Origin of the sequence: Flavobacterium sp. N1994 (assembly GCF_025947145.1) — a bacterium.
Classification (GTDB): Bacteria; Bacteroidota; Bacteroidia; order Flavobacteriales; family Flavobacteriaceae; genus Flavobacterium.
In genome coordinates this window covers 326,735-349,615 of the sequence record NZ_CP109999.1, presented here as the reverse complement: position 1 = coordinate 349,615, position 22,881 = coordinate 326,735, and the positions used below count along the sequence as shown (strand labels likewise).

General features: G+C 32.2%; 11 protein-coding genes. 2 read left to right on the top strand and 9 right to left on the bottom strand.

What is annotated here, in order from left to right; genetic code table 11:
* Window positions 1-56: 56 nt before the first annotated feature.
* The 7 genes from OLM53_RS01655 to OLM53_RS01625 form a co-directional block, all read right to left on the bottom strand.
* Window positions 57-1,304 carry a glycosyl hydrolase family 17 gene (locus OLM53_RS01655; protein ID WP_413614252.1) on the bottom strand — a complete coding sequence of 416 codons (1,248 nt, stop codon included), beginning with the start codon at window positions 1,302-1,304 and terminating at the stop codon, window positions 57-59.
* On the bottom strand, window positions 1,304-4,777 hold the full coding sequence (locus OLM53_RS01650; RefSeq protein ID WP_264521321.1) for a hypothetical protein: 3,474 nt from the start codon (window positions 4,775-4,777) through the stop codon (window positions 1,304-1,306). The genes OLM53_RS01655 and OLM53_RS01650 overlap by 1 nt, the downstream gene beginning before the upstream one ends.
* A gap of 39 nt (window positions 4,778-4,816) precedes the next feature.
* Entirely contained in the window at window positions 4,817-5,650 is an 834-nt protein-coding gene (locus OLM53_RS01645) for a glycoside hydrolase family 16 protein (RefSeq protein ID WP_264521320.1), read from the bottom strand.
* 24 nt (window positions 5,651-5,674) lie between these two features.
* On the bottom strand, window positions 5,675-7,546 hold the full coding sequence (locus OLM53_RS01640; RefSeq protein WP_264521319.1) for an Ig-like domain-containing protein: 1,872 nt from the start codon (window positions 7,544-7,546) through the stop codon (window positions 5,675-5,677).
* A 10-nt stretch (window positions 7,547-7,556) separates the two neighbouring features.
* Window positions 7,557-10,691 carry a glycosidase gene (locus OLM53_RS01635; protein ID WP_264521318.1) on the bottom strand — a complete coding sequence of 1,045 codons (3,135 nt, stop codon included), beginning with the start codon at window positions 10,689-10,691 and terminating at the stop codon, window positions 7,557-7,559.
* A gap of 346 nt (window positions 10,692-11,037) precedes the next feature.
* Complete coding sequence (locus OLM53_RS01630; RefSeq protein WP_264521317.1) at window positions 11,038-13,872, bottom strand: triple tyrosine motif-containing protein; 2,835 nt, start codon at window positions 13,870-13,872, stop codon at window positions 11,038-11,040.
* Between the two features lie 135 nt (window positions 13,873-14,007).
* Window positions 14,008-15,618, bottom strand: a complete 1,611-nt coding sequence (locus OLM53_RS01625) for a T9SS type A sorting domain-containing protein (RefSeq protein WP_264521316.1) — start codon at window positions 15,616-15,618, stop codon at window positions 14,008-14,010.
* A gap of 478 nt (window positions 15,619-16,096) precedes the next feature.
* Here OLM53_RS01625 and uvrA point away from each other — a divergent pair, with 478 nt between their 5' ends.
* On the top strand, window positions 16,097-18,886 hold the full coding sequence (uvrA, locus tag OLM53_RS01620) for an excinuclease ABC subunit UvrA (RefSeq protein ID WP_264521315.1): 2,790 nt from the start codon (window positions 16,097-16,099) through the stop codon (window positions 18,884-18,886).
* A gap of 42 nt (window positions 18,887-18,928) precedes the next feature.
* Here the strand turns inward: uvrA and OLM53_RS01615 are convergent, their stop codons facing one another.
* On the bottom strand, window positions 18,929-20,116 hold the full coding sequence (locus OLM53_RS01615; RefSeq protein ID WP_264521314.1) for a M28 family peptidase: 1,188 nt from the start codon (window positions 20,114-20,116) through the stop codon (window positions 18,929-18,931).
* Window positions 20,117-20,493: 377 nt separating this feature from the next.
* Here OLM53_RS01615 and OLM53_RS01610 point away from each other — a divergent pair, with 377 nt between their 5' ends.
* On the top strand, window positions 20,494-21,123 hold the full coding sequence (locus tag OLM53_RS01610) for a hypothetical protein (protein ID WP_264521313.1): 630 nt from the start codon (window positions 20,494-20,496) through the stop codon (window positions 21,121-21,123).
* 96 nt (window positions 21,124-21,219) lie between these two features.
* On the opposite strand, the gene OLM53_RS01605 is transcribed toward OLM53_RS01610, so the two are convergent.
* Window positions 21,220-22,872, bottom strand: coding sequence for an MFS transporter (locus OLM53_RS01605; protein WP_264521312.1), 1,653 nt, complete (start codon window positions 22,870-22,872; stop codon window positions 21,220-21,222).
* Window positions 22,873-22,881 lie beyond the last annotated feature (9 nt).

The window sequence follows — 22,881 nt, the reverse complement described above, 5'->3', positions numbered from 1 at the left end:
TGAGATTATCAAAAATTTAATGTGATATATACTATATTTAAACTTCACTATTACTACTATTTTACTAATTTATTTGGCAATTTTACATCCGACCACAATGCCTTTTCATTTCCTTTATAGGTTTTTGTGATGGGCTTCCCATTTCTTGTTAACCCATCAAATATTCCTTTATCAACAGCACCCCAAAGTGCATATTTGGCTTCTGATTGTAAATTAATTAATCCAAAATGATTTTCGGATCCAACAGGATTTGTACTGTCTTTCCAATTTTCATCAAAAGCTTCAAAGTAAAAACAAGTAATACCCTTACTATTGGTCCAATCTCGCATCAGTTTATAGAATTGAGCTGACTTGTATTCATCTGTTGCTTTAGAACCTTTGTCGCCATAAAGTACGTTATCCAAGCTAGCCCAACCTGTTTCACCTATATGAACTGGTTTGTTGACACCGATGGATTTCATATAACTAACTACACTTTCATATTGTGAAATAGCGTAGTCTCTGGCTCTCATCATAGCGGCATCAACCTTTTCTTTATCTGACAAATGCTCTTCATTTTCCATTGTCCCCCAAAATACAGGATGATAATGAGTATCGTGCATTGGATAGGTATGTAAAGAAATATAATCAACCGCTTTAATCAATTGATTTAAGTCTTCAACATGATATTCTGCATCACCACCGCCCCAAGAAGCAAAATTATCTGAGCTTGTTATCCAAACATTTTTTGGTAATTTATCTTCTCTTTTTAGGCTTTGTAAATGATTAACCCATTTTAAAATGATATTGGGTGTAACATAATAACTAGTGGCCCATTTTACCATGGCTTCATTTCCAACGGCAATAATTTTAACGATATCCGGATATTCATTAGTTAATCTAACAGCTTCATCCATTTCTACAGCATTCCGATTACTCTCTTCATTATGAACTGGAGGCAGATCAGTCCAAGCATTTTTACAATCAATCCAAGCCCCCAACATTACATACATTTCAAAATTGGGATTCTCCTTTTTTAGTTCACTTATTGCATTTAATAAATTGGATGCTTCTTTATGATGAACATTATAGGTTCTTATCACTTTAATATTCATCGCAGAAAGAATTTTTAAGTCTTCCTTTAGCTCAGTAATTGTAGGTTCATTGTCCCTTGTTTGTGTTCGATAACCACCATAACAAATGGCTTGATATTTTGTGTTTCCTAATAATTTTTCTGCGGTCATTTCCTTTGAAACTATATTTCTAGTATTTATTTGATTACATGATATAAACAAGAGTAGTATGATGCAAATCAGTTTATTCATTATCTCAAGTAATCATCATTTAAAAAAACCATTACAGTAGAAATTTCTCCAGTTCGATTGAAAATTTTACTGCTTTGGTTATCATCTAATTCTAGAGTATTATATGTTTCTTTAGTTCCATTTTTAAAATACAATTCCATACTGTTTGTAGAAGCTTTTTTATATATAACCGGGACTTGACAAACGGTAAATGCCAAACTATCTTTTTCTAAAGTCATTCTCTTTTTTGTTCCATCAATTTGAATAAATACAGCTTCAGTATTTTGCGACAAAAACTCTTTTTTGTGAAGTAAATTAGGTTGGAATTGTAATTTCCCATCATTCATTATCACTCCTAATTCACCTATACGAGTAAGAATATCTTCCTTCACTTGACCTGTCATACCTGGTTGCTGTGCTCCTTTATTGAAAGGTGTATGCGAATAGGGATCCGTTGGAAAAGCACCATAAACATCTGGAGATTTATGGACTCCTATTCCGTTGCCAATTTCCTCAAAATGAGCAATTAGTGAATTAACAACACTTTGACTTTCGTTATTATTTATTGTTTCTTTAATGACTTCTATAACGGCTAGATGCAATTTAGAAACCATGTGCCAATAAATAGATCCTAAACCTTCATAACCATAGAATGTTCCTGAACGTCCAGTGAATGCCTTATGATTGAATACCTCTTCAAAAATTTGCAAAACAGTTGTTGTCTCAGTTGCAACCAATTCTTTATATTCTTGGTGATTTGCCAGTTGAGCCAAAGCTTCTTTTAAATCGTTGGCATTATGAAAATTACCATTGAAATGATAACCGCCTTTAATATCTTGATTGATCAAATGAAGATTCCCATTTTCAAGGAGTTTTTTCAATAAAAATGATTTTTCAACCTTGTTCTTTGGAATGGTATTTTTTTCTAAAAACTTTGGCAGTTTTTTATTTGGATATAAGATATAACTGTTTTGATCAGCTCTGTACAAAGCACTATTTCTTAGGGCATCTAAAACTTGAAGTGATTCTTTACCATCTAAAAATCCAGAACTTAAAACAGCTACCTGACCTTCTAACATTTCAGGCAAATAGGATATTGATACGCCATCATTTTCTATCGACATTAAATTATAAGCGTGATATAATTTATCTTCTCTTTGATTGGCTTTTATAGCATGTTCGATGAAATCGATACTAACCGCTACAAATTTCTTTAAACCATCCATAGAATGGGTTCTTTTCTTACCCCAAAATCCGCTGTTATAAACTTGATAACGATATTCTGAAGCAGCATGACCTAATGCATCGAGTATTTTCTTTCTATCTTGATTGTTTATTGGTCCCGAAAGTAATGGTTGAAAAGCAAGAAGACTTTCTCTAATGACATGATAAAACTCAACCATCTCATTAGATATTTTTATCGTTTCTTGATTTGAATTCTCCAATAATTGTTGGAAGAACTTCAAGAATCTTCTCAAGTAATATAGCGTAACCATGGATACTCCGTTACCCACTAAAGCATTATTAGCATCGTTCCATTCTGGACGTTGCGTATTCATCCAAATACCAGCTTCTGGTATGAAGTTTGACATTTTTGCTAATACTGTAGCCAGAATTTTTTCAATAAAATTTACATGGTAAATTTCATCGTTATTGTCTCGTAACAAAGCGCCATCGGCACCAATATTATCTCTTCGTTTATTGATTTTAGCATCCCATTCATGGTTAAACAAAATGGTATCCTTTGGATTTTGTAAAATATCTTGATACGGTTTTATAGTGTAGGGAACTGCTGCATAAACAAAACATTCTTTATCAAAATAAGAATTCAATTTACCAGGTTGGTATTTTTCTATAAACTCTAAAAACTTCAATAAATAGATGATTTGATGATCTCCCCAATACCCAATATAAGACCATGGATTATCAGGCTCTATAGTTTCCCAATCAAAACCTTCTTTAGTTACTCGATATGGATTATAACCATCAAAAGTTGAGGCATTCAAGAATTTGTGAATCATTCCATCAATAAATTCAGGATAGGCATACGCTAATGCTTCCCAGTTCTGAAATATGTCTCTCCAATTTCCTTGATAATCTAATATTTTTGAACCATCAATTTCGCTTCTAGTATTAATGGAGAATTTATTCCATGGACGACTTGGATCACCGTGTCTTCTGCTAAATTTTAGAGGCAAATATTCCGTGCAAAGGCGAATTAAATCAGCATCGTTATTTTCGGACACTAACTTTTCTAAATGAGAATATTCAAAAGCTTCCGGTAAATTTTTAAAAAAAGAGGTTTGATTTTCAAAAACCGTTTTATTTGCTTTTGAAATATAGTTTACAAAATCATTTTTCTCAATTTGATAATTATTATCAAAAATTCCACCACGCATAATGTTGAATAAAACGTTGGCAAAATGGCGAGTGTCTTTGCGTTTATCAGCAGTGAATTGTAAACCATCTGCAGTCGCATTGAGTGCAATAAGATTTTCTTTTCCTAATTCTATATCCTCAATTACTTTATCTTCTAATCCTTTATCATTACAGATGGCATCTGCTAATTGAATGACTTGTGATTGATTTTGATTTACATTGGCTATTATTTTCCAAGTCTTTGATGATTTATTGACCAAAAACAAATCTGTTGAAACAAAGTATGCCCCCTTTTCACCTTTAATATCCGTTTCCGTATAGAGTTTTTGCTCCTTTCGGAAAGCAGGTATTTGCAATGCTGACAGTAAATAATTAGGATTGTCTAAACCTAATGACCAAACAATATTAGCTTTTAAAGCTTCGCTAGGTTCTGCTTTATCTACGATTATAGCACTAAGAGCAAAAATGCCTAAACCGCTTTCTGTGTGGAGTTCGTTTCTTTTATAAGCATCAACTAAATTGCTTGTGGTTGCCTGCAAATCACTACTTACGCCATGAGGCATAATATTCTGAATTCCATCAAGAAATGAAATGGAGTAATCATGATCAGAATCATTTATAATTTCAGAGGTCTTAATGAAGCCATATATATTACTTGTACTCCATTGATATCTAAATGTTAATTGAAAATCGTGATGAATTTCTTCAAAAATGATTTTATTGCCGTATAGATTTTTATATAGATTTCGACTTAAATTATAGTTTTCATTAAATCGTTCTGAGAAGGGTTCCCAAATATGAGTTTGATTATCCGAATGAATTTGAAAAATAGATTTACTTCCTGTTATGTCAGCGAACTCAGTAATTTTATCATCAGTATAATAGGGAAAAAGAGCAAACTCTGCATTCTTTCTTCCTGCGGTTAATCCACCATTACTTGAAATAAACAACCAATGATTTGAATCGCTTACAATACTCATGAAAAAAGGGCGAATGCAATCATTATTATTAATTTTATAATAATGTTCACCCTCTAAAACGACCATTTCCATTGAAACCATCTTTTTTTGGTCTTCAATTTCATTTTCAATGGATAGATTTTGATTTTTATTCATCACAATTCTTAAATAGAATAATCAATATGTTTAAAATAATTAGTTGGTTGGTTCGCTATAAACCCTTACATAATCTATAATCATTTTTTGAGGGAAAGGGGTTCCAGCATTTGGATTACCAAGATAATTTCCGCCAACAGCCACATTTAAAATCATGTAAAAAGCATGGTCATAAACCCATTCGCCTGGAACATCACTTTTATTGATGCGATTGTATAAAAATCCATCAACAAAAAAATCAATTTTAGTTGCATCCCATTCAACAGCAAAGATGTGATAGTCAACATCAAATCGGCTATTTTGCAAAAAATAATTAGATGAAATGGCGTTTGCTCCAGAATATCCTGGACCATGAATAGTACCATTAATAATACTCGGCGACTGTCCTCTTAATTCCATAATATCAATTTCACCACATTTAGGCCAAGTAAAACCAGGTTGGTCTCCATTAGCACCTAAAAGCCAAAATGCAGGCCATAAACCTTGACCATAAGGAGTAATCAAACGAGCCTCAAAGCGTCCGTATGTTTGAGAAAACAAACCTTTAGTTTTAATTCTGGCTGAAGTATATTGTGAACCTCCTAAATTTTCTTTTTTGGCAGTAATTACCAAATTTCCATTTCCATCCATCGATACGTTTTCAGGACGATTGGTATAGTTTTCTAGTTCTTGATTTCCCCATCCACTATTACCAATATCATAGCCCCATTTAGAAGCATCTGGTAAATCTCCTGCAGCACCATTAAACTCATCACTCCAAGTTAATTGCCAATTTCGAGCATCTACACTTTGTTTCGTATCGGAGTTACAAGCACAAAAGGACACTGTTATTATTGATAAAAAAGTTATTTTTTTTATTAATGCTATTTTCATTTTTTATGTTTTTTAAAAATTGATTTAATTACGGAAATAGATATTGTCTAAATAGATTTCTCCATTGCCATCAAACTTCATTTGGATAACATTACTTAAATTTACTGGTGAGAATGAGGAAAGCGGTATATCCATACTTTTCCATCCTCCTGGAGATGGCACAGTAAGGGATACCGATTTTTCAACTGGCCCAGGGCTAATAAGATATACTTTCAGACTAGTTGAATTTGCAGTATAATAATCCAAATGCAAAAAGGTTTTCGAAGCTACATTTTGAGGCGTTCCAAACTGTAAACCTTGGTAATTTAGTCCCGCATATTTAAGGGTATTGTTACCTGCAATTGAAACTTGTGTCGTTACAGTAGTTTGGCCCCAATTTGGATTAAGATCTGAACCGGCAACATTTGTATAGGCATTACTAAAAATTGAAATTACATCAGCAGCAGGAGTTGTTGGAGTTGGTGCAGCAACAGTTGGTACTTGAGGGATTACACTTCCATCATTGTAGAAATAAATATTGTCTGCATAGAAGTTTGTGATGTTAGTCCCTTCAAAAATAATTTGTCCTAAATGAGTTCTACTGGTTAAACCAGGCATACTTGAAAAAGGAATATCTAAACTAATCCAGTTTTGCGATGTTAATGTTGGAGCTGTAATTGTAGTAACATAATTAGTATCATCACCACCTGCATAAACCCCATTAGCTCCCCAATCAATAACATTAATTTTAAAATTAGATCCTGAAGCAATCGCATTTGGCATATATAAATCAACATGTAAATGTGACATTAAAGAAGCATTTATCGTAGGAGTACTAAATTGAATTCCAACAAAATTAAAATTAGTATAATTCAATACATTATCTGTTCCAACGGTAAAATCCGCAGATTGTGTGGTTTGATAAGGCGCATAGTAACCATTATAGTAATCAACAGGTACATTGTTGTAGGCATTACTAAAAACAGAGATTACATCAGATGCATTTTCTGTTGGTGCTGGTGCTGCGTTAAAAGTTCCTGGAGAATTTATTGTTAAAGAACCAGTAGCTGGTTGCCCACCAAGTTTTGCTGTAATTACTGCAGTTCCAGCACCTACTGTGGTTACAACACCTGATTGATCAACTGTTGCTACAGCTGGATTGGATGAAGTGAAATCAAAATAAGCAGGACTTGCAGTTACATTTTGATTAATAGCATTTGGTAAATTGAAAGTTGCAATAAGTCCATCGATAGTTCTACTAACTCCATTAAAAGAGGTTTCCACTTTATTAACACCATTTAAAATTGAGCTCTGTCCATGTGCTATAGTTCCTAATTTTTCGAACTTAACTTCATCTATCCAAAAAGAATATCCATTTCCATTTTCTGGTCCTTCAGAATAATAGAACATTCCTTTTTCTATTTTTAGTTTTGAGGCATCTGGTATTGGAATTATATATTTTTTCCAAACAGTACTTAAACTCACACCATTGATAGATGCAGGGTATTTATTGGCACCTAAATCAAGTCCAAACCCAACAACATCTAAAGTTGCTGCAACCGAACTTTTTGCCCAAAAGGTTAATGCATCATAATCTGATAAATCTCTTCCAACAGTTGTAAAAAAAGCACCGCCAGCATATGACCCAAGCGGATCATTTACATTTGGAACATCAATACGCATAGATGCACTTGAATTATTGTAAGTGACATCATTATCTACTTGAAATGCAGAAGTAACTGTATTACTAAAAGCTGCATAGTTAAGACCCGCACTAAATCCATCTATAAAAACTTCTCCGTTTTTAGAATAAGCGGCAGTTTGAAAGTCATTAGGGTCGTTTGTACAACCTGAGACCGCGATTAAAATCATCCAGAAGGATAGTATTTTAAAGTTTGTTTTAAAATTTGATTTCATAGTATTTTTTTTAGTTTCCTATATTAATTATTACATAAGTTCTGATTTCCCATTCATTTCCATTTGGAAAACCTATAGCAGTAGGATCTGGAACAATATTTCCTGCTGGATCTAGAATTTGAGTTGGGTTGTATCTTGGTGAATATTGATCAAGAGAACGCCAAGTATATCGTAAACCAATTTTAGTTCCAGGTAATACAAACCAATCAGGTTTCCCAATCTCGGTTGAAATATCAGCCATTAATTGAAGTGGGAAGGTCAAATTAAAATCACGGTGATAATCATAAGGTCCCCAATCGTTAATTTTTACAGATGACATGAATTTAACTTTGTTATATATCATTCTTAAATCCATTCCATATCTATCAATAGTTCTTGCATCACTACCATTGGCTTGAGCGGTTCCTGCATACATATTGGCAATGAAACCAAAGTCTTTACTTAATTTTGAGACTAATCTTGTATTCATTTCCCATAAATCTTTAGCTGGTGCAGCGCCTGGGAATGCAAAAGTTGTTCTGCCGTTTGCTAAAATACCAATTGCTGCATCCTGTGTAGTTGGTAAGTGACGGAAAACAAAACCAGCACTAATAGCAAATTTAGAATCCTCAGTTCTGTCATTATCCCAATCATACATCCAAGTTCCTGGTGTTTGATCGTAAGTAAATAATATCTCTCCTGCCACTTGCTCTCTATTTGCTCTAACTACAAATGGATCGTCTAGAATGTTTCTTGGTCTTCCTGGTGCTGGAACTGAAGTATCAATTGGACCTTCAAGTGGTTTTTGCCATAAAAAGTTTGGAGCAATTTGGAATTTTCCAATGTTATAAGTAAGTCCAGTTAAGAAATTATATTGATTTCCACTTCCACTATCTTTCAAACGCCATCCTGTAAATGTTTTTGTTAAATCCGCACCACCATTAGCAACTAATCCCATGGCAGCAGCTTGACCATACCAGTTAAATTTACCACCTACATAAGTGAATTTGACTTTCCCACCAAAATTATCTTTGGCTTTAATTTGAAGTTGGTATACTTGTTCGTTACCAGCATCACCTCTTTCAACTTGGTAATCTCTACCATTCAATGGTTGTCCTGCCCATATTCCCCCTAAATCAATTCCTAATTTTCCAAATTTTCTATTTACTTGTAATGTAAAACGTCTTGTTTTTGGTTGTGGAATGGCAAATGAACTTTGAGTAGCACCTTGCTTAGCAATATCTTCATGATAAATACCAGTAATATCAAACTTGCTTACTCTTTTAGAGTATTTTAATAATACTGCAGGATTAGCTCCCCACCAAAGTTGTGGTCCAAAAGCTAATTTTAATCCGCTAAACATTTTTTTACCTTCCATTTCAAAACCAAAAGGAGCGCCACCATTATATGTATCTATTTGCGGACCATAATTTGCTTCAGGATATAAGCCAAAAAAGTCTCCTTCATAACCCCAGTGGTAATGACCCGTTCTATAAAACCCGTCTAAGTTGAATAACTTATGATTCCATTTATAACTAGCTCTGTAAACCTGAACTCTTTCATTAGATTGTAGAGTCAAATCACCATTATTACTATTGACAGTAATAGGTCTTCCACGATTTTCATAAAAAATTTCATCAATTGGATTTAGAGCTACATTACCTAAAATATTAAATTCAACATTTAGACTTGTATTAGCCGATGGATTAGCTTCAACTCCAATATAATAGGATTCCATGTGGTCAAATCCTAGCTTATTAGGATATTGTGTTGAATTTGCCACAGCATCATTTGGCGTTGTAATTAAAGAACCTCCTGTATTAAAGGTTGTAAACTCAGCGCTCAATCTGCTAAATCTAATTTTCCCACCTTTGTTAGCATCTAGGGCCGCTTTATCTCCTCTAGCTCTTAATGCAGCATCCATTATTTGAGCATTATCAAAATTGCTCTCAATACTTGCTATAGTAGTTCCAGCTGCATATGGATTTATTTGATGTAGATTTTTCAAAACATAATAAGCAGCACGAGGATATAATTGGTAAGAACCTTTTTCGTTAGTTGCGCCTTTTGCACAAATACCAAACCATTCTTCATTCATATTGTTTTCACCTTCAGTATAATCTTTTTGGTAACCCCCGTTTGACCATGAAGCATTGTTATCATGTTCATCTAAGTTTTTAGTTTGTCCGTATTTCCACCATCCATCACTAAACTGAAAAGTAAATCCTCCCAAAGCATTTCCAGCTTTACCAAGACCAGCAGCATTTTCATAAATTTCTTTCCAATTTCCTTTTAAATAAAAAGACTGTGATTTTTGATCTTCTTGATTGGTAAGAACGTTAAAGGCATCTGCTCCAAATTCTGATAATAAGACAGGTTTCCCATATTCCTTTTTTACTCTTTCAAAAAGGTCCCCGAAAGAAACACCTCTATAAACATTAGTTCCAAGTATATCAACATCTTTACATTCTTCAACAATTATATCTAAGAATAATAAATCACCATTACAAATAGCCATTGGGTGATTACTATCTATAGCCTTCATACTAACAACAGCTTCGTTAAATACTTTATATAACGAACGAGCTCGAATAGTTGATTTTCTGTCTTTAATTGGAATGTTTTCAGTTTCTGCACCATCCCAAAATAAACCATAGTTATTTTCGTTACCGAGTAAAAACAGTAGTAAGCCTTTAGTGTCTTTATAGTCAGTCACCATTTGCTTAGCTTCATTTAGTAAAATTTCTCGTGTTTTAGGATCTGAATACTCCGTATTAGGTTTCCAAACTCCGTCTATAGTTAAACCATATCTACCGAAAGTGTAGTTTAACATGGTGTAAATACCATAATTAGTATAAATATATTCTATCCATTTCTTAGGAATTCCGCTGTAAACACGTATAGTATTAACACCCATATTTTTTAATAATCCCATTTCTTCATCCAAAGCTTCTTGAATAAATTTATCGGATTGATTCCAAAGACTGTAGGAATAATTGGTTCCGATTGGAAAGTAGTCCCAATTCATTCCATTGACCATAAAATCCTTTCCATTAACAGTAAGTTTCATGCCTTCACTATTATTAACAACTACAACTTTGTTGTCTTGAGAATAACCGGATGATGAATAAATAATAAGGGTTAGAAATAAAATAAAATTTTTCATATAAGTAATAATTATTTGGTTTTTGTTGTTATTTTTTTTGAGATGATTAAAAACAGAAATTTAAGAGAATTAATTGTGTATAACTCATTTTTTAGTTTAATTATTATTAAAATCAATAAAAAAAAACTCTAAAATTTTAGATATAGTAAAATTACTTTTTTTATAATATCAAAAAAAAATAAGAGTTTATATAAACTATACAAATCGAGTTTAATAAATAAAAAATAGAATAGCAATGGTTTTATTGCTATTAGAGGTTTCTTAATGAAATATTAGTTAATGTAAATCATTAATTTTAAAAAAATGTATAGTTAATGTATAGTTAAAATATACTAAACGTTTAATTTTAAATTGAAAGTATATATTCAACTAGACCTGTTTCGTGTGGCAGATCCATTTTTTTACGCAAACGATATCGCTTAATTTCTACACTCCGAACTGAGATATTTAATAAAGGAGCTATTTCTTTAGATGATAGATTCAATCTTAAATAGGCACAAAGTCTTAAATCATTTGGTGTTAAAGATGCATGAGCGAGTTTTACTTTCTTTAAAAAATCTTTGTCGGCTGTATCAAATGCTTCTTTAAAAGCATTCCATGCATTATCAACTGATATGTTTTTATTGATAGTAGTTGTAATTACAGACTTAATACTTCTTGAACTCGTTTCATCAGAAGACTTCTTTAAATCTTCTTTAATCAATGATAATAATTCATCTTTCTTAATAAGACTCATGGTAGACAAAGCAAGTTCTCTACTCTTTTCATTAACATCTAATGAAAGTTGTTCGTTTCTCAATTTCATCAGTTGCTGTTCGTTTTCTAATTCTTTGATTTCTAGCAACAAATTATTCTCTTCAATTAATTTTTGCTTTTGTTTGAAGTAATATTTACTGTAGGCTTTATTAATGTAATAGGCTAAAAGTCCCATTAATAAAAAATAAATAATCAAGGCAAGATTAGTGGAATACCAAGGTTTTTCAATAATAAAAGAATAAGTAGCAATATTTTCAGGTTGAGAATTAACAACTTTTGATCTAACTTTAAAAGTATATTTACCAGGCGATAAATTTTTAAAACTAATTGTAGAATTTGAAGTCCACTCACTCCAATCATCTTGAAAACCTTCGAGAGAATATTGATATTCTGGTATAATATATTTATTATATTCAGGCACAGTGTAACTAAACGTTACATTATTTTCATTATGTTTAAACTTACCTGGTTCTGTGATTGAGAAACTGGTAAGCTTCTCATTTAATTTATTGATACTTATGTCTGAAATAGCAACATTATGATTCTTGAAACTTAGTTCATTAATATTAAAAGTATAATAACCATCTGTAGTTCCTATAAGATATTGAGAGTTTGAAAGTTGTGTAATATTTTCATAGCCTAACATCGAATTTGTAATTGATGATGGTATGGAAATTACATTATTTTTTAAATCAGAACTTAATTTATTAACCGTGAAGTAATTGATATGGCTTTTTGAAAATATCCATAAACGATTAGAATTATCTAAAATTAATTTTCCAGAAGTATATTCTCCATTTTCAAAAACCGAACTAAGTGATTTGTCTTTTTCAAATTGTTTTGTTTTGGGGTTTAGCTTAAAGATTCCCTCTTTGTATGCATAATAAATAGTATTGTTAAACTTAGATAAACCAGCATTTTTACCTTTAATGGGATTGGTATAACTATACAATTTTGACCCTTTTCTAAATTCAGAATCTAATTGAAAACGGAAGATACTTTTGTATTCATGACTCACATATACTTCATTGGAATTAGTTATTTCAAAATATTTAGAAGAATAATTAAAACCTGAAATCTTATTTCTAAACATCCATTGATTATTTATTTTTTCTAATACTGAAATTCCATAATAATTACCCTGAAGAATGATGTTATTCTTGTTGGGCACTACTTCAAACTTCCAAGTTCCTGATTGAGAAAATATTTGTTTAGAATTATCATTGTCAATTATATAAGTTCCTGAATCATGACCGCAAAAAAGAGTTCCATCAAGAACAAAAAGTGACCAAACTTGACCTTTTGTCCCTTTAATAAATTTAAATTGGCTATCATTACTCAAATAATCTTTGTAGAATAAACCTTGATTGGTTCCAATATATAATTTGCCCTTATGCAGTATAGAAGCATAGACAGTACCTAACATGCCTGAATTATCAAAAAAACTTCTGATGGAGGATTGTAAATTGATGCAATTGATTCCATTATCCAATCCAATCCATAGATTTCTATCCGAATCTTCAAGAATTGATAGCGCAGTGTTATTAGATAACCCTTTATTTTGAGTGATATGGTATTTTACTTTTCCATTTTTTGATAAAATAAAAACTCCATTGGAAATAGTCCCAACAGCAAAACTACCATCAATAAGCATTTGACTACTGTAAATACTGCTCGCAGCAATGTCAGAATCTGCTTCTGTGTTTATTTTAACTAAGTTACCATCAGATAATTTGTAAAACCCGTTAAACTGAGTATGAATTAATAACCCATCATCAACAGCAAAAACATTAACAATTTTATTGTTTTTTAATATTGAATTGTTTGAAACTAACTTGCTGGTACCGTTTTCAATTTCAAATAAATCATAATTAACTGTTTGATAATATATGGAATTTGATGTCTTAAAGGATTTTAAAATATCATTTTCAGGAATAATAATTTTGAACTTGTTGGTCTTAGTGTCATAAATATATATTCTGTTTAATGATTGAAAAATTACCCATTGTTCGTAATTTAAGATATTCCAAAATTGTTCATCAACTAGAATTTTAGATTTAATTTTTTGACTTAATGATGTATACCTCAGTCGTCCATTATCTTGTCTAATCCAAAATCCAAATTCCATGTAACAACCTGTAAATATTTTGTCTCCAATAACTTTAACAGATCTAACTATTGTTTCGTTTGGTGAGTCATAAAGCGTCCAATTAGAACCATTGAATTCTAATAACCCGTCATTATTAGCAAAATAAATATATTGCTTCTCATCTTGAGAAATCATCCAATTCTGATTTCCAGCATTATATGTTGATGAATTATACTTTAAAATAGGAGGTAAATCTTGAGCATAAATAAAATTAGTAAACACTACTAGTGTCACTGAAAATATAAACCTAATATGCAGGGGGCTTTTAGCTTTCATGATTTTACAATATTACGAATTCAAAAAATAATATTAATGTAATAACATTAGTAATTAAATGTATTGAATAAAAAAAAGAAAAAAGAAAAGCACGAAATAAATCTCGTGCTTTTCAAAACTAATTAACTTAAAAACTTATTCTTTAATAAATCTAGTTGATGAAACATTACCAGCTATAGTAGTTTTAACAATGTATACTCCAAGTTGAAGATTCGTTACATCTAAAGCAACCGTTTGACTACTTGTATTTTGAGAAATAACTTCTTGTCCTAAAAGATTATAAATAGCTACTTTATCAATATTTAAAACTGATTCAATGTTTAAAACATTTGATGCAGGATTTGGATACAATTTTACATTAGCAGCTTCAAAACTTGTAGTTCCTAATGTGTTTTTATGTAAATAAATATTATCATAATAAACAGTTCCTAAATCAGATGTAATCACGAATTGAACAAAATCAGTATTGTTGTTACCTCCTATTGCGTTAAAACTAGTTAATGGCAAGTCTATTGAAATCCATGTTCCTGGATTTGTACTTGGCAATATATTTGCGTTAGTTGCAGAATATTCAAAAGCATTTGTTTCTCCAGCTCCACCACTCCAATTAGAAAATTTAAAATTGAAACTTTTATCTTGAGTTGGTGTATCAGTGTAGATATCCATGTGAAAACGAGTAAAACCAGCAGCACTAAATCTACCCGCTAAAAAGGTAATTCCTTCGCAACCTAAACCAGTAATTTTATTAGTATTATCACCTGCTACTTGGACTAAAGTTGTATTACCAGGACACCAAGAATTATTATAGGTATTATCATCACCTGTATACCCCATAGAAGGAGAAACGCATGTGTAAGCATCACTAAATATAGATTTTACATCAGCTGCAGGTCTAGTTGGTGGTGTTGGTGCCGCTGTAGGTGGTCCAACTGCAGCAAAATGTACTGTATACGTTTTAGTTACACTAGTATTTTGAGAAGTTACTACAACAGTAGCATCACCAGGTAAAGAAGAAGCTTGAGTAATTACTCTTGTTGCATTAACATCAGTTGTTGTAGCAGAAGTAATCTGTGGAAATGTTGTAGAACCACTTGGCAAATCAACATTGTATGTAGTGATAGCAGAATTAAAACCTGTAACGGTAACACCATCTAATTTTAAATCACTTAAAGTAGCATCTGCACCAGCTGCAATAGGTGTTTTCCAAAAGTAAATATTATCTAAATAAATATCAACTGGTACAGTACTACCTGGACCATTAGCAGCAAATTTCATTTGAAATACAGAATTCCAAGTCATACCTGTAAAAGCACTCTTAGGAATATCAACACTATACCATGAACCTTGAGTATAGTTGATAGTAACAAGAGTTTCAGTTGTTCCTGTACCATTGTTAATTGGACTAACTTGTAAAGTTGTGCTTGCAGGATTAGCATTAGTCCATACATCTACGTGTAAATACTCCATACCAGCAGCATTCTGTGTTGTTACCTCAGTCCCCTGATAATTGAAATTGGTGTAAGCTAAAACTAAGTTGCCAGTCCCAGGATTGTAAGCAGGATTAACACAGCAAATACCTGATTGTCCCCAGTTGGGATTGTAATTAGTCGCTACATTAGAATAAGTATCACTAAAAACAGAAATAACATCCGCAGCATTTTTAGTTGGTGCAGGTGCATTGTTTGTAGGTTGTGCAAATCCTATAGTTGATACTAAGAGGAAAGTTAAAAAAGTAATTTTTTTCATAATTATATTATTATTTGTTCGTAATCAAAGTTAACCTATTCAAAACAAAATTGATTTTTTGTTTAACTATATAAAAACTATACAAGTCAAATTAATACTAAAACGTTTGAAATAAGTGATTAAAAGCTTAAATATATAGATAAACGGATAAATGATTTTAGAATTGATTTTAAATAATGTTGTGGTAATGTAAGGGTGAAAATTTATGTTTTGTTGTAATTTATTTATTTGCAATCTAAAATTTCTTAAATAATTAACCATAAAAAAACACTTTATGTAAAAAAAAGGTTCTTTTTAAAGATTATAAAAAACATACCCTTTCACACTCTTAAAAAAATTTATTTATTTCTATTGAATAACGTAATCTATAAATTAGTCATAATCCGATTTTATAACAAAAAATATATTAATCATAGTTTAACTAAAATGGGTTCTCATTTTAGAATTGATTACCTTTGCCCACTGTAAAAAAACGAGAATGAAATCTTCTGAAATTGCATCATTAGAACCTAAAAAAAACATCCTGATTAAAGGGGCACAAATTCATAATCTAAAAAACTTAGATGTAGTGATTCCGCGTAATGAATTGGTTGTTATTACTGGACTTTCTGGCTCTGGAAAATCTAGCTTAGCTTTTGATACTTTGTACGCTGAAGGACAAAGACGTTATGTTGAAAGCTTGTCTTCGTATGCACGTCAGTTTTTAGGAAGATTAGACAAACCAAAAGTAGAATACATTAAAGGAATTGCACCTGCCATTGCCATTGAACAAAAAGTAAACACCTCTAATGCCCGCTCTACAGTTGGTACTTCAACTGAGATTTATGATTATTTAAAATTACTGTTTGCCCGAATTGGAAAAACCTTTTCTCCTATTTCTGGTGATGAAGTGAAAAAGGATACCGTTACAGATGTAATTATAAAAGTTAAATCATTTGAATTAGATACGAAATGGCTATTACTCTCCCCTATACATTTAGAAGAAGGAAGAGCTTTAGAAGATAAGCTTAAAGTATTATTACAACAAGGGTTTGCAAGAATTTTAGTTAATAACGAAATGGTTCGTTTGGATGAAATACAACAGCATTCTTTAGATAATAAAGACGTCCTTTTGATTATAGATCGAATTGTCGTTAAAGAAGAGGAAGAATTCTACAATAGACTTGCTGATGCTATACAAACCGCTTTTTTTGAAGGTAAAGGGGTTTGCTATCTACAAGATTTAGCAACTAATACTCGCTTACCCTTTAGCGCTAATTTTGAATTGGATGGAATTACCTTTTTAGAACCCAACATTCATTTGTTTAGTTTCAATAATCCTTATGGTGCTTGTCCAACTTGCGAAGGTTACGGAAATGTTATCGGAATTGATGATGAGTTGGTAATTCCTAATACTGCTCTTTCGGTTTTTGAAAATGCTATTTTTCCATGGAGAGGCGAAAGTATGAGTTGGTATCGTGACCAATTAGTAAATAATGCTTATAAGTTTGATTTTCCTATTCACAAACCTTATTTTGAATTAACAGAAGAACAAAAGGATTTAATATGGAAAGGAAACAAATACTTTACTGGTCTGGATGATTTCTTTAAAGAATTAGAGGAGAAAAATTATAAAATACAAAACCGCGTTATGCTGTCTCGTTATCGTGGTAAAACCAAATGCACTACTTGCAAAGGCAAACGACTTAGAAAAGAAGCGAATTATATAACCGTTGGAGGAAAAACGATTTCCGAATTGGTTGATTTATCTATTAAACGATTGATTCCATTTTTCAATGAACTAACCCTTTCTGAATACGATCAAAAAGTAGCCAAAAGACTTTTGATTGAAATTAATAATCGATTGGCTTTTTTAAGCGATGTTGGTTTGGATTATTTGACTTTAAATAGAAATTCTGCAACACTATCTGGTGGAGAATCACAGCGAATCAACTTGGCAACCTCTCTCGGAAGTAGTTTGGTGGGTTCCATGTATATTTTAGATGAACCGAGTATTGGTTTGCATCCAAAAGATACTGAGCGCTTAATTAAAGTATTAAAAAATCTGCGTGACTTAGGGAATACAGTTATAGTTGTTGAACATGATGAGGATATCATGAAAGCAGCGGATAGAATTATAGACATTGGCCCAGAGGCAGGAACTTTTGGAGGGGAATTAGTAGCTGAAGGTAATTTTGCTGAAATCCTAAAAGCAGATTCACTAACCGCTAAATATTTGAATGGAGCGTTAGAAATATCAGTTCCTAAAAAACGTAGAACTTCTAAGAATTATATTGAGATAAAAGGAGCAAGAGAAAACAATCTCCAAAATGTAGATGTTGCCTTTCCGTTAGAATCTTTAACTGTGATTACTGGGGTTTCAGGAAGTGGAAAAAGTACTTTAGTCAAAAAAATACTGTATCCAGCCATGCAAAAAAAGTTGGAGGGTATTGGCGATAAAGCAGGTCAATTTACCGAACTCTCTGGAAGCTTCTCACACATCAAGCATATTGAATATGTTGATCAAAATCCTATAGGAAGAAGTTCTCGTTCAAATCCTGTGACTTATATCAAAGCTTATGACGACATACGTGATTTGTATGCCAAAGAAAAATTATCTAAAGTTCGTGGTTATCAAGCTAAACATTTTTCTTTTAATGTAGATGGTGGTCGTTGTGAAACTTGTAAAGGAGAGGGCTCTATAAACGTAGAAATGGTGTTCATGGCCGATGTTTCGTTACCTTGTGATACTTGTGGAGGAAAACGTTTCAAAAAGGAAGTTTTAGAAGTAGCTTTTGAAGGCAAAAACATAGATGACATTCTAACGATGACTATTGATGATGCGATTGCCTTTTTTGCTGAAAATAAACAAACTAAAATCACGCAAAAATTACAACCATTACAAGATGTTGGATTAGGATATGTACAATTGGGACAGTCATCCTCTACCCTTTCTGGTGGAGAAGCACAACGTATTAAATTAGCTTCCTTTTTAGTAAAAGGAGTAACCAAGGAAAAAGCACTTTTTGTCTTTGACGAGCCAACCACTGGCTTACACTTTCACGATATCAAAAAACTATTGGCTTCGTTTGAAGCTCTGATAGAAAAAGGGCATTCGATTATTGTAATTGAACACAACCTTGATTTAATTAAGTGCGCTGACTGGATAATAGATTTAGGTCCTGAAGGTGGTGAAAATGGAGGTCAAATACTTGCAATTGGCACTCCTGAAGAAGTGGTAAAGAATAAAAAATCAATTACTGGTTTTTATTTAAAAGACAAGTTATAAAAAAAGCCTTCTTTAGAGAAGGCTTTTTTATAAGAATAATAATTATTCTACTATAATCTTCTTAGTGATTCTCTTAGTTTTTGTTTGCAAAACCGCTAAATATATCCCTTTAGACATTCCTTCTAAAGGTATTGATTCAATTAAATGAGCATTTTGTATTTCTCTTTGGAAAACCACTTTTCCTTGAACATCGACCATGGAAAAGGAATAATTAGCTTCAGTAATGGTCCCCATATTAATATTCAAAGTGTCTTTTGCTGGACTTGGATAAAAACTAACCTGGCTGTCATTTTGAAAATCATCGTTTCCTAAAGCAGATGTTGCGGCTTTTGCAAAATGCATTGTGGCTCCAATTGTAGCTTTGGCGACGTTGTAATTATAAATAGGATCCATATAGATTAATAAATCCGTGTTGGTGTGTTTATGAGTTGTTTCATTGGTTTCAAAAAGCCCGGTTATAATTTCATTGTTACTTTGAAAAGACATATAGTCTGAAGCATAAGCATATGACAAATAAGTGTTTAATGGAGAATACAATCCGACACAAGTAATCAATTCATCAGTCATTGTTGCTGAAAGAGCATTGTTTGTAGAGGGCGAATTACTGGTATCTCTTTCGCAAGTAATAGTGTCATTGGTTAAACCTGCAACACCTCCTACCTCATCTAAATTTAAAACCAAACGAATATCCATTTTAGGGTTAGTTCCATTTACAATAGCACTTACATAATGCTTGCTTCCGTACAAACCATCTTCTTCTCCACTAAAATTGATGAATTTTATAGAATATTCTGTTGGAATGTTTCGTAACAATCGAGCGGTTTCCAAGATGGAAACTAATCCGCTTCCATTATCATTTGTTCCTGTACCGCCAATTGAGTCATAATGACCACAAACAATAACATAAGTATTGGGATAAACCGTACCCACTTTAGTAATAATAATATTTTTACATGTAGCTGGAGAGCCATTATAAGTATAATTATCTTCTTGAATTTGACTCGTGGTATAACCAAAACTCAAGTATTTATTTTTTAGCCAATTAACAGTATTATCCAAAGCAGAAGTGCCTCTTCTTTTTAATCCTAAAGATTCGTATTCCGTTAAGTTATTTGTGATATTCGTTTGAGAGCACTGCTCTACTATTGAACCATAATAAGGGATATAAACTTGGGCATTTCCTTTTAAGATGAATAAGAACAAGGCTAATGAAAATAGTAGGTTTTTCATTTAAATAAAAAATAATTATTAATGGTTTATAGATTAAAATCTAAAACAAATGTAATAAAAAAACAATCCAAGCAGGCAAGTAAAAAACAATAACATTGTTACCATTCACTGCAATACCATTTTATCATTGTGGCACTTTGTGGCAAGTATACAGCAATCTAGCGGCAATCTAGCAGCAATCTAGCAGCAATGTAGAGGCAATAAAGAAGCTATTAAAAAGCAATAAAAAGAATACCAAAAAACAATCTTAAGCAAATCTTAAGAATTGTTTTACCGACTTTGGCACGCTATTTGAATTTAGATCTAGCATCAGAAATATTTTCTGTTCGAAGAAGCTGAAAATCGAAAGAGTAAGCAAAATACAAATTCTATTGATTATGAAAAAAATTACCCTTTTAGTAGCTAGCATTTTACTGGTTGGAAGTGTAGCGAACGCATCAGAAGTAATCAACATTTCTGGTGAAGAAAGAAGAAACAGTTATAGTTTCGATGAACCAATCTCTTTTACAGAACGAGGCATTGAATTTTTCGTTTTTACTAATGGAGATTTTGATTTCAATACTCGTCCAGAAGACAGCCATGGTGATTATTATTATAAAGCCGCTGGAAAAAGAGGAGTTGTAACACAAGAAAGAAGACCTATGAATTATGGTACTCGTATAGAGCATGATAGTTTTGGTAGAGTAAGACGTATTGGTAACACGTTTATCAATTATGATGAAAGAAATAGAGTAAATCGTATTGGTAGTGTGTATATGAGATACAATAGAATCGCGCTTAGCCAAATTGGTGGCATGAAAATTGTTTACAACCGAAGAGGAGATATCGTGGATACTATTGGAAACATAAAAGGATATAGTAATTATGGCTACGCTTACCACTATAATAATCATGATGATGATTACTCTTCTAATTATACTTCCTCAAATTCTAATGATAGTAATTACTACTATTATAAAGCCGATGGCAGTAAAGGAAGAAATGAAGACGACAGAGAAAAAAAATAAGTACTGGTTAGGTTGAAAATTGGTTGGTTTGATGAGAAAATCCCGCAAAGTTGAAAAACAATGCGGGATTTTTGATTTATATTGTTCAAATAAAAATTAGTGACTTTCCTCCATTTCAATCGAATCCACATCAATGTTTTGCTTTTTCAAAATACCTTTTACTAAAAAGGCAAATAAAGTCAGATAAGCAAAGCAAACTACCGTTACGATATAGGATTGGTGAATACCGATAATATCCGATAATTTTCCTTGAATTGGAGGAATGATACCGCCTCCTAATATCATCATGATTAAGAATGCCGAACCTTGAGAAGTATATTTTCCTAACCCGATAATGGATAAACTAAAAATTGCTGGCCACATAATACTACAGGCTAAACCTCCGGCCAAGAAAGCATAAATAGCAATAGTTCCAGATGAAAATAAACCAATCAACATGGCTAACATTCCAAAAGTTCCAAAAATCATCAAGGTTCTTGCGGGTTTGTCTTTACTCATAAAGAAGGATCCTATTTGGATGAATATACAGAAAACATAATAATATAATGGTCTCATATCTTTTCCTGAAAGAATATTAACCCCCAAAATAATTCCGAATGCTATCAACGGTATGATTATTAAAGCTATTGTTTTGTTAGTGCCTTTTAGGTTAAATACGCTAATTGCCCCAGCCCATCGGCCAATCATCAGACTTCCCCAATACATTGAAATATAAGGAGCAATATCTGAAGATTGGATATTTCCAAATTCTTTTAAATGCAATAAACTCCCTAAATTACTACCAATAGCTACTTCAACACCAACATAAGTAAAGATGGCAAGCATTCCTAAAACCAACTGTGGGTATTGCATTGCACCCCAACCTTCTGCTTTTTTTTGTGCCGATGAATAGGATATTAATAATCCACCAACGACTACCGACAGAGCTCCAAACAGCCAATACATTCTGTATTTTTCTAAATCTTGCATTTGAACCACATCGTAAGCAGTAGTATCTATTTGATAGGTTTTAAAAATGGGAACAAAACAAATCACTAATAAAATAGTAAGTATAATCAATGACCATAGTGCTTTGTTTGCTTTTTCAATTGGTTCATCCGAAACACCTGTTGGTACCTTTTTTGAAAAATAAAATAAGGCAGCGGCGGCAATAAATAGTAATCCAACACCAACATATAAAATCACTACTTTACTTAATTCCAACATTCTAATTTGATCTTCTGTTACTGAAGCTGCAGTGCCAAATAATGCTAAACCAACAACAATAGGACCTATAGTGGTTCCAAAAGAATTAATTCCACCTCCAAGATTGACACGACTAGCTCCTGTTTTTGGATCGCCTAATAAAATAGCAAATGGATTAGCTGCTGTTTGTTGTAATGAAAAGCCAAGTGCTACTATAAACAATCCTACTAACATTCCTGTATATAAATTTGATTCTACAGCTATAATCATCGCTCCAGCCCCAAGTGCAGAAAATAACAGTCCATAAACAATACTTTTTTTAAAGCCCCATTCCCCTACAATATCTTTTCCTCTTCTATTTCCAAGTGCAAAAAGAAGTAAAGCTCCAACATAATAGGCAGTGTAGAAAGCAAAGTCTACCAACTGGGATTGAAATTGATCTAAATGAAAATACGTTTTACAAAAAGGAATAAAAATACTATTTCCAGCCGCAATAAAACCCCAAAAGAAAAAGACCGTAATTAGGGTGTAAAGTGCAGGATAATTGGTTTTGGTTGTACTCATAAATATAAT

Excerpts from the sequence above, each read along its gene's own strand:
- OLM53_RS01655 (WP_413614252.1), bottom strand. The coding sequence starts at position 1,304 with ATGAATAAACTGATTTGCATCATACTACTCTTGTTTATATCATGTAAT.
- OLM53_RS01645 (WP_264521320.1), bottom strand. The coding sequence starts at position 5,650 with ATGAAAATAGCATTAATAAAAAAAATAACTTTTTTATCAATAATAACA.
- OLM53_RS01615 (WP_264521314.1), bottom strand. The coding sequence starts at position 20,116 with ATGAAAAACCTACTATTTTCATTAGCCTTGTTCTTATTCATCTTAAAA.
- OLM53_RS01605 (WP_264521312.1), bottom strand. The coding sequence starts at position 22,872 with ATGAGTACAACCAAAACCAATTATCCTGCACTTTACACCCTAATTACG.
- OLM53_RS01650 (WP_264521321.1), bottom strand. The coding sequence starts at position 4,777 with ATGAATAAAAATCAAAATCTATCCATTGAAAATGAAATTGAAGACCAA.
- OLM53_RS01630 (WP_264521317.1), bottom strand. The coding sequence starts at position 13,872 with ATGAAAGCTAAAAGCCCCCTGCATATTAGGTTTATATTTTCAGTGACA.
- OLM53_RS01635 (WP_264521318.1), bottom strand. The coding sequence starts at position 10,691 with ATGAAAAATTTTATTTTATTTCTAACCCTTATTATTTATTCATCATCC.
- OLM53_RS01625 (WP_264521316.1), bottom strand. The coding sequence starts at position 15,618 with ATGAAAAAAATTACTTTTTTAACTTTCCTCTTAGTATCAACTATAGGA.
- OLM53_RS01610 (WP_264521313.1), top strand. The coding sequence starts at position 20,494 with ATGAAAAAAATTACCCTTTTAGTAGCTAGCATTTTACTGGTTGGAAGT.
- OLM53_RS01640 (WP_264521319.1), bottom strand. The coding sequence starts at position 7,546 with ATGAAATCAAATTTTAAAACAAACTTTAAAATACTATCCTTCTGGATG.
- uvrA (WP_264521315.1), top strand. The coding sequence starts at position 16,097 with ATGAAATCTTCTGAAATTGCATCATTAGAACCTAAAAAAAACATCCTG.